This is a genomic window from Dehalococcoidia bacterium, assembly GCA_028711995.1.
Taxonomy (GTDB): Bacteria; Chloroflexota; Dehalococcoidia; order SZUA-161; family SpSt-899; genus JAQTRE01.
In genome coordinates this window covers 1-8,437 of the sequence record JAQTRE010000128.1, presented here as the reverse complement: position 1 = coordinate 8,437, position 8,437 = coordinate 1, and the positions used below count along the sequence as shown (strand labels likewise).

Genomic DNA, 8,437 nt, shown 5'->3' with positions numbered 1-8,437 from the left:
AAGAAAGCCCCCTGTGAAATAGAGACGGCGCAGAATGGCGAACTGGCCATCGGCAGATTTAAGAGCGCCAGATATGATCTGGTGCTTATGGATGTTCAAATGCCGGTGCGGGACGGATACTCGGCAACGCGGGAAATTCGTAAATGGGAAAAGGCACAGGGGCTTGAATCAACACCGATTATTGCCCTCACGGCTCACGCCTCCAAAGAAGATGAACTCAAAAGCCTTCAGGCGGGTTGTAACGGTCACCTGACCAAACCCATCAAAAAGAAACGGCTGATGGAAGCCATCCATGAATATGCTTGTAAGTCGCCAGCGTCAAGTAACCAAGGAAGCTCTGATTAAGCAGTGCAGGAGAATATTCATAGATATGGATAACTTTGCCACAAAACAGAACGGGAAAATCATTGCCGAGGTGGATGAGGACCTCGAAGAACTGATACCCGAGTTTTTGAAGAACCGACAATCTGACATCGCCACCATCTCGAAATCACTCCAGTTGGGTGAATTCGAAACCATCAGAATTCTAGGGCACTCAATGAGAGGGTCCGGCGGCTGCTATGGTTTTGATGGCATCACTGAGATCGGTGCGGCGATTGAGAAGGCAGCCAAGGCAAGCGCCACCGACGCTATTCGAGAATTGACTGACGAACTCATCGATTATTTGGAGCGAGTGCAAATCGTTTACAGGCCCTACTGAACACCATTCTGCAAGAAGACTTCCCCAGGGAGCAACCTCTCCAATTGCTATTTTCAGGCGAGACCTTAATTCGTGGATTCCTCGTCCCCCGGAGACCATGTGGCTGTAGTACCACTGACTCGGCACATCGATTGAACTACAAAATTCACTGATTGAGGCGTTATCGGCTGCCTTGACATTGATCGGGGCCTGATATAACATCCGTATGGGTTGGTATAGTGGGTGGTTCATCATATGTGTGCAAGAGAAGTTTGATCCATTAAGAGTGGCCTGACGTCAAAATACAGTGCAAGAGTTGAGGAAGTGATGGTACAGACAAATGAACTCGTTGAAAGCTACGAGAAACTATGGTTTCTGTTCCGGCTAACCCATGATGCGATTGGCAAAGCGATGGACCTTCAACTTCAGTCCATTGGCGTCTCCAGGATTCAGATTCAGGTTTTGTATGTTATCAGGGGTGTTACAACACCGGTGACGCCTGCCGTAATCGCCCGGTGGCTGTACAGAGAGCCTCACACAGTGAAGGTGATCCTGGACAACATGGAAAAGGACGAGCTGATCAGAAGAGTCAAGGATCTGCCCAAGAAGAATCTCATTCGAGTGACACTCACCCAGAAGGGGGAAGAGGCCATTGAGCGATCCAAGGACTTGACGGTGTTGCGAGAGATCATGGATAGTCTCAAAGCGGAAGAGCGCGAGGGATTCGCGTCATTGTTGACCACATTGGAAAAAAAGGCGCTCGAAAAAATGCAGGAACTTCACGGTGAAAGCCTGATTCCTACCCCCCTGACTCAGTGGTTCTAGTCTTCACGATCAGGCATTTTGGGTGGCGTCAATCAGCGGAAATAGGGCACTTTTGGAACTGAGCACTATCGGTTAAGTGTCTATATCCGCGCCTCGGTTCTGCACTCCGGAATATATTCTCTCCTGCTATATCAGACATCAGCCACTGTATTGATGTAGCGGCGGCAGTTGCAGTAGTGGACAATGGCTGTTCCAACTGCTCGGAATCTACCGTTCGAGGCGATTTTGGCGATGCTTGCATTCACCTTATAGCAAGGGTAGAATATTTCTGCACGAAATGCTATTCGGCCAAAGTTGTTTTGGGTAGTTTGGACGATGTGGATCAAGCTGCCTTTCACTTAAGGGTTTGGAGGACTTCAGGATGGAGAAGGGCACATGGACGGTCAAGACGGGGCTGGCCCAAATGCTAAAGGGTGGGGTGATTATGGATGTGGTTACCCCGGAGCAGGCGAAGATCGCCGAGGAGGCTGGCGCCTGTGCTGTGATGGCCCTGGAAAGGGTCCCTTCCGATATCCGCGCCGATGGTGGAGTGGCCCGAATGTCCGATCCGACGATGATCGAAGGCATCATCAAAGCAGTCAGCATTCCGGTAATGGCCAAGTGCCGCATCGGACACTTTGTGGAAGCTCAGGTGCTCCAGGCGCTGGGTGTCGACTTCATTGATGAATCGGAAGTGCTCACCCCGGCTGATGAAGCCAACCACATCTGGAAACATGATTTCAAAGTACCGTTTGTTTGTGGCTGTCGTGATCTGGGAGAGGCCTTGCGTCGTATTGGGGAAGGCGCGGCGATGATCAGGACCAAGGGTGAGGCGGGCACAGGCAATGTTGTTGAGGCGGTCCGGCATATGCGGTCGGTGATCTCAGAAATCCGCAAGCTTCAGAGTATGGGCCAGGATGAGCTGATGGCGGAGGCCAAGAGGCTTGGCGCTCCGTTCGATCTGGTCCTTGAAGTACACAAGACCGGAAAGCTCCCGGTGGTCAATTTTGCTGCCGGAGGAATCGCTACCCCCGCCGATGCTGCGCTGATGATGCAGTTGGGCGCTGAAGGCAACTTTGTAGGATCGGGGATTTTTAAGTCCTCCGATCCTCAGGTCAGAGCCAAGGCCATTGTCCAGGCCACTACTCACTATAATGACCCCGAAATCATCGCCAGGGTTTCCCGGGATTTGGGAAAGGCCATGCCGGGATTGGAGATCAAGTCGATACCGGAGACGGAGCTTCTGGCCACACGAGGGTGGTAGATATTAACACTCTCACTCTGAATCCCTTGATATACTTGACATAAACACAGTAAGAACAAGATGAAAAGAATCGGCGTCCTGGCCCTGCAAGGGGCTTTTGTCGAACACATCACCATATTGAGCGGCATTGGAGTTGAAGCCGTTCCGGTGCGGCTCCCCCGGGAGCTTGAGGGTTTGGATGGGCTGGTGATCCCCGGCGGCGAGAGTACCACCATCGGCAAGCTCATGCGCGGTTATGAATTAACTCATGCTGTGCACAAACTCATTGCTGAAGGGATGCCGGTTCTGGGGACCTGCGCCGGTATGATTCTCCTGGCCAAAGATATCATCGGGCTGGACGGCTATTCCATCCGAGCCATGGATATCAAAGTGCGGCGCAATGCTTTTGGCCGTCAGGCGGATAGTTTTGAAGTCGATCTCTCCATGCCCGTGCTGGGTGAAATGCCGTTTCATGCGGTCTTCATTCGCGCTCCGTGGATTGAAGATGTTGGCTTATCTGTAGAGGTGCTTGCCCGGCTATCGGATGGAACACCGGTGGCCGCCCGAGAGGGAAACATGGTTGTCTCTGCCTTTCATCCCGAACTGACGGCCGATACCCGCTTTCATGCCTACTTCACGCGTCTGGTGGATGAGAACAGATGAAGAAAACGATCACCGATGACCTGGATATTCTACTCAATGTCTTGCCGTCACCGATCGCTCGACCCCTTTGGGATAACCAAAATCGGGATCATCTGCTAGAGGTGGTCCTCGATCTAGGTCGCCAAGCACAGGCACGGTATCCCGATAAGCAGGTAGTTCTGGCCCCCGGAGAAGTTTCCATTGAAGATATCGATTATGTGGTATCTCGCATTGGTCTCTTTGGGGAAGATAATCGCGCCGGAATCGAACGGACTCTCCATCGTATCTCGGCTATTAGAAATCGAGCCGGACGCATCATCGGCCTCTCGTGTCGCGTGGGGCGAGCGGTGTTTGGCAATGTTAAGCTGATCCAGGACTTGGTGGAATCGGGCAAGAGCATCATGATTCTGGGGCGTCCCGGCGTGGGAAAAACGACCATGCTGCGTGAAGTGGCCCGTGTGCTTGCCGATGAACTCGGGAAACGGGTGATCATCGTTGATACTTCAAATGAGATCGCTGGCGACGGGGATATTCCTCACCCTGCGATTGGGAGTGCCAGAAGGATGCAGGTGGTTCGCCCATCGATGCAGCATGCCGTGATGATCGAAGCGGTTGAGAACCATATGCCCGAGGTGATTATTATCGATGAGATCGGCACTGAGCTGGAGGCGCAAGCGGCTCGAACCATTGCCGAACGCGGAGTGCAGCTTGTGGGAACGGCGCATGGCAATACACTGCAGAATCTGGTTATGAATCCCACCCTTTCCGACCTTGTGGGCGGCATTCAGACCGTCACCTTAGGCGATGAAGAAGCCAGACGGCGGCGCACGCAGAAGTCCATCCTGGAGCGAAAAGCGCCCCCTACTTTCGACGTCATTGTCGAGATCCAGAGCTGGGATCGTGTTGCTATTCATTCCGATGTTGCCAGCGTGGTGGATGCCTTGCTCCGCGGGCGCGATGCGGAAGTGGAGGAACGCTGGTTTGACGAGAACGGCGAAGTGCAGAGCGAGAAGAAGGACTCACCTCCTTCCTCTGTCCGGCCCAGGAATCGGAACAAGGACGTATCCAGAGGGCCTGCCGATAAGAGAATTTTCCCCTTCGGGATCGATCGTAGCCGGCTGGAGAAAACCGCCCGCAGGATGCAAATCCCCCTGAATTTGGTCGACAGTCTGAACAATGCAGATTTGTTCATGATCACCAAGAATCATTATCGCAAGAATCCCAAGGTCCTCGAAATCGCCCAGGAGAGCAAGATACCGATTTACGTACTCCGCAGCAATACGCTGGCTCAAATAGAGCACAGTCTGGCCAGTATATATAATCTGCACGAATCCGCCGAGCCGGTTGATCCCGTGGAAGCGGCATTGAAGGATACCGAAGAAGCGATCGGTGCGGTCAAAGAAGGCGAGGATTCGGTGGAGTTAGCCCCTCAAAACTCCTTCATCCGTCGTCTTCAGCACCAGCTCATTGAGAAGTCCGATCTCACATCGGACAGCACCGGGCAGGAGCCCAATCGAAGGGTGATAATCCTCAAAAAGTAGCCGATTACCCGATTTCCCCTGATGGATCAACTACCCGTGAATCTCTAGGATCAGCGAGGCAAGGACATTCTATCTCAGGCCAGATAGAGTTTGCGGCCAATCCAGTGGAAAAAGGCGGGCAGAGGCCAGAAGACTTTCATTAATCCATAGGTCACGCATGCCATACTGACCCCAATGGCTGCACCGCCCAGGATGTCCAGGGGATAATGAACGCCGGCATAGACGCGGCCGCAGGACCAGAGTATGGCAAAGACGAAGAGAGGGATGGAAGCCCTGCGCCGATAAAACCACATCCCCGCCGCGGCGCCGAATGCAACCGCGGCCATGTTGGCCGGGAATGACGGATCGGTTGGAAAATAGAAGATGACCTGGGCCGCATGAGTGGCATTCTCCCGGAGGCCGGGATCGTCGGCCATAAATGGGCGGGGCCATGGATCGAAATTAATGAGCGAATTGAGAATCTTTACCCCCAGACAGGCGACACCCAGCGAAGCAGAAGCGCACATGACTCCGTACTGATTCTTCACTCTCAGGATGGGATCGCGGGTCCCAAACCAGATATAAAGCAAGAACAGGCTGATTGATACCGGGGCAAAGAAGTCGGAGGCCAGCAGCGTCATGATGTTGTCGAAGAAATGGGACTCGCCAACCACGCCGGTGATCCATTCGGAGACTTGTGAATCAGGAGCGGTCAATTATCGATCCTCACGGTGCTTCATTCTGTAGGCAAAAGCCTGGAACACGGTCCGGTGTTTCAAGTCCTCAAGCCCTTTCCCGATGACCGCTTCTTCATCTGAGGAGATGGTGCGTCGATTGGCCAGAGAGGAAATAATGAAGGTGATGATAAGGGCTATCAATGAGCCGAGCAGGAAAAACTCAAGCTGCTGCAATCCTTCGATCTTTGGGTCATCCGGATTCGAGTTCATTTTGAGGTCAACCGCGCTGAAAAACCAGCCCGATGTGCCGCCGAGTATCAAAAACCCCACCAGACAGGTGAGCCGGGAGTTTTTGAAAAAGCGCAGCCCTTTGAATCCGCCGCACGCTGCCGCTATTTGATACACTCCCAAGCACCCGCCGATGGTGAGTGCAAGATATTCTAAGAGGTAGCTATCCATTGGTGATGATGCCTTCCGATCTGTTTGGGATGACAGGGGTGATGAATGATAAGTACTTCCGTCGCAAAGTTATACCGAAAACCGATCTGCATTCTGATGGAGGATGCTATCCCCGAACTCATTATGCCATCTGAATAGCATTTCCTGCAAGCGATTCGTTCGGTCCGAATCTCGCGATTGAACCCGTGTGTCTATGCCAAGAAGATGCTCCTGTGGATCAAGCGAACTTGTGCACCAGTTTATCATATGTTGCGGCCAGGGCTTCCGGCACGGCTCTGGTATCGGAGATGACGGGCAGGAAATTGGTGTCTCCGTTCCACCTTGGCACGATGTGAGTGTGGATGTGATCGTCAATGCCGGCGCCAGCCACTTTACCCAGATTGATCCCCATGTTGAAGCCATCAGGGTGCATCGTTTCCTTCAGCACGTTGACGCACCGGCTCACCAGTCGAAAATGCTCCAGCATTTCCTCGTCTCCCATCGCTTCCAGGGACTGGATGTGTCGATATGGGGTTACCATGAGATGTCCGGGATTGTACGGATACAGGTTCAACATAATAAGGTTGTGTTTGCCCCGGTAGAGCAGCAGATTCTCCTTATCGCGATCCTGTTTTGGCTTCTGGCAGAGAATGCAGCCATTCTCCTTTTCGCTCAGGATATAGTTGATTCTCCAAGGCGCCCAGATATATTCCATTGTTGACTCCTTCATGGCTGGTCCGATTAGATGTTAATCGTTGCTTGATCTATTCAGCTTTAAGGCCTTTCTTTCTTCGCTTCCCTTCGACAAGCTCAGGGCGAACGGCGAAAGAAAGTATTCCGTTCATGGTGAGCCTGTCGAACCACAAACGTTTGGTGCAATGCCATTCTTCGTGAGCAAACGGTAGACCCGCTGGGATCATCGCAGAACTCGTTCGTCACCCACCCGGCGGGTGATCTTCTGCTCGTCAAGATGTTCCATCAGGGCGAGCGCGTATTTTCGGCTTGTTTTGAACATGTCCCTCACCTCGGCGACGGTGATCTTGCCGGTGGATTTCATGTGTTCGGTGACCCGCTTGACCATTTCATCATAGGCTGAAGCGGAAAAGAAAACGCTATCGCTCACTTTGATAATCCGCCGTTGATCGATGAGCATGGCGAGAATATCTGCGGCCGGCAGGGATTCTATCGATGGCGAGAATTGGTCTTCTGAAAGCGACTTCAGAAAGATGTCGATTTCGGTTTGCTGCCGGGCGGTGACCTTGACCTGATGAGAGGAAAGCCTCACCGATGTCCCTTCCTCCACCAATAGCTGATCGCTGGCGAGTTGACATAAAGCACTGCCGAAATTTTGAGAAGAGATTTTGAGCCTGCTCCGGAGTTCCTCCTTGGGCATGCCTGATCGCAAAGGGAACTGATCGTGATAGGCTTGGACGGCTTTTTGCGCTTCCGAAGCTATCCGATTCCAGCCGCCGGCCGAAAAAATGAGGGGATGGGGGCCTTCCGAACCGAGGATCAAAACTCGATTTTGGGAAACCAGAACTTCAAGCGCCTTTTTCCCCTCCTCCGGGGAGAGACTGCACTTCGATAGCAGTATTTTGACCTCAGCGCCCTCGCTTGCTTCCACGGAAGCCATCAGGATATCTTCAGGCGACCCTTTAGCACGATTTTGAAGGCTTTCGATGACGCCGGCCTGGAATCGGCGGTGACGCCTGGCTTGAGTATCGACGATTATTCCTCCGCCCAGTGTCCCTTCCGATGAGCGGATAATGAACAGATCGCCGGTGGATGCGGCTACCGGTTCGTTCAAGAGGATCTGCACCCATCCGCTTTCCCCGCGGCCCAGCTTCTCCTGGTCCAGAAGGCGAACCCTTCCGGGAACCTCGCTGGCCCCCGTATAGAAAGTGACCGTTTTGTTATGATTGATGGGTTGGGGCAGATCGGTGGTGGTCCGGAGTCTGGCGTCAACAGACCGGGTGGGTTTGAGCCAACCCGGAGTGGTGATAACCAGTCCTCTCTGCAATTCCTCGGTAGCGATGCCGGCCAGATTAACCGCTACCCGGCTGCCCGGAAGGGCGATATCGGCTTTCTTCTTATGGGTTTGTAATCCTCGAATATGGGTTCGCTGTCCGGAGGGCAGGATTTCCACCTCCTGTCCTGTGGTGAACTTGCCATCGATCAGCGTGCCGGTGACCACTGTGCCAAAACCTTTCATGGTAAATACCCGATCGATCGGTAACCTCGGTTTGCCGATATCTCTGCGCGGTGTGGTGGCATCCAGCAGCTTATCGATAGCGGCCAGCAGATCGGGCAAGCCTTCCCCGGTGGTGGCAGAAGTGACGATAATGGGAGCGCCTTTTAGCGCAGTTCCCTCGATGACCTCTTCCGCATCCATGGTGACCAGTTCCAGCATTTCTTCATCGACGAGGTCTTTCTT

The 8,437-nt window shown here is 53.1% G+C and carries 11 protein-coding genes; 6 read left to right on the top strand and 5 right to left on the bottom strand.

What is annotated here, in order from left to right; translation table 11 throughout:
- From PHV74_13225 to PHV74_13215, 3 genes are all read left to right on the top strand, one after another.
- Positions 1-345: response regulator (locus PHV74_13225; GenBank protein MDD5095319.1), on the top strand; the 345-nt coding region annotated here is incomplete at its 5' end.
- Positions 293-700 (top strand): Hpt domain-containing protein, encoded by a 408-nt coding sequence (locus PHV74_13220; GenBank protein ID MDD5095318.1) that lies wholly within the window; start codon positions 293-295, stop codon positions 698-700. The genes PHV74_13225 and PHV74_13220, both read left to right, overlap by 53 nt.
- 306 nt (positions 701-1,006) lie before the next feature.
- The gene (locus tag PHV74_13215; protein ID MDD5095317.1) at positions 1,007-1,504 is read left to right on the top strand and encodes a MarR family transcriptional regulator; all 498 of its coding nucleotides are present in this window, start codon (positions 1,007-1,009) and stop codon (positions 1,502-1,504) included.
- Between the two features lie 131 nt (positions 1,505-1,635).
- Here PHV74_13215 and PHV74_13210 read toward each other — a convergent pair whose 3' ends face one another.
- Positions 1,636-1,842 (bottom strand): hypothetical protein, encoded by a 207-nt coding sequence (locus PHV74_13210; protein MDD5095316.1) that lies wholly within the window; start codon positions 1,840-1,842, stop codon positions 1,636-1,638.
- Between the two features lie 23 nt (positions 1,843-1,865).
- Between PHV74_13210 and pdxS the strand changes: the two genes are divergently transcribed.
- Genes pdxS through PHV74_13195 form a run of 3 tightly spaced genes read left to right on the top strand, consistent with a single transcriptional unit; the run spans position 1,866 to position 4,909 of the window.
- The gene (gene pdxS / locus PHV74_13205) at positions 1,866-2,747 is read left to right on the top strand and encodes a pyridoxal 5'-phosphate synthase lyase subunit PdxS (GenBank protein MDD5095315.1); all 882 of its coding nucleotides are present in this window, start codon (positions 1,866-1,868) and stop codon (positions 2,745-2,747) included.
- Positions 2,748-2,807: 60 nt separating this feature from the next.
- Positions 2,808-3,389, top strand: coding sequence for a pyridoxal 5'-phosphate synthase glutaminase subunit PdxT (gene pdxT / locus PHV74_13200; GenBank protein MDD5095314.1), 582 nt, complete (start codon positions 2,808-2,810; stop codon positions 3,387-3,389).
- Positions 3,386-4,909 (top strand): AAA family ATPase, encoded by a 1,524-nt coding sequence (locus PHV74_13195; protein MDD5095313.1) that lies wholly within the window; start codon positions 3,386-3,388, stop codon positions 4,907-4,909. Before pdxT ends, PHV74_13195 begins: the two co-directional genes overlap by 4 nt.
- Before the next feature lie 74 nt (positions 4,910-4,983).
- Here the strand turns inward: PHV74_13195 and PHV74_13190 are convergent, their stop codons facing one another.
- From PHV74_13190 to PHV74_13175, 4 genes are all read right to left on the bottom strand, one after another.
- Entirely contained in the window at positions 4,984-5,604 is a 621-nt protein-coding gene (locus tag PHV74_13190; protein MDD5095312.1) for a phosphatase PAP2 family protein, read from the bottom strand.
- Positions 5,605-6,024 carry a hypothetical protein gene (locus tag PHV74_13185; protein ID MDD5095311.1) on the bottom strand — a complete coding sequence of 140 codons (420 nt, stop codon included), beginning with the start codon at positions 6,022-6,024 and terminating at the stop codon, positions 5,605-5,607. It lies immediately after the preceding gene.
- A 217-nt stretch (positions 6,025-6,241) separates the two neighbouring features.
- Positions 6,242-6,718, bottom strand: a complete 477-nt coding sequence (locus tag PHV74_13180) for an HIT domain-containing protein (protein MDD5095310.1) — start codon at positions 6,716-6,718, stop codon at positions 6,242-6,244.
- A 201-nt stretch (positions 6,719-6,919) separates the two neighbouring features.
- A partial coding sequence (locus PHV74_13175; protein ID MDD5095309.1) for a SelB C-terminal domain-containing protein occupies positions 6,920-8,437 on the bottom strand: 1,518 nt, incomplete at its 5' end.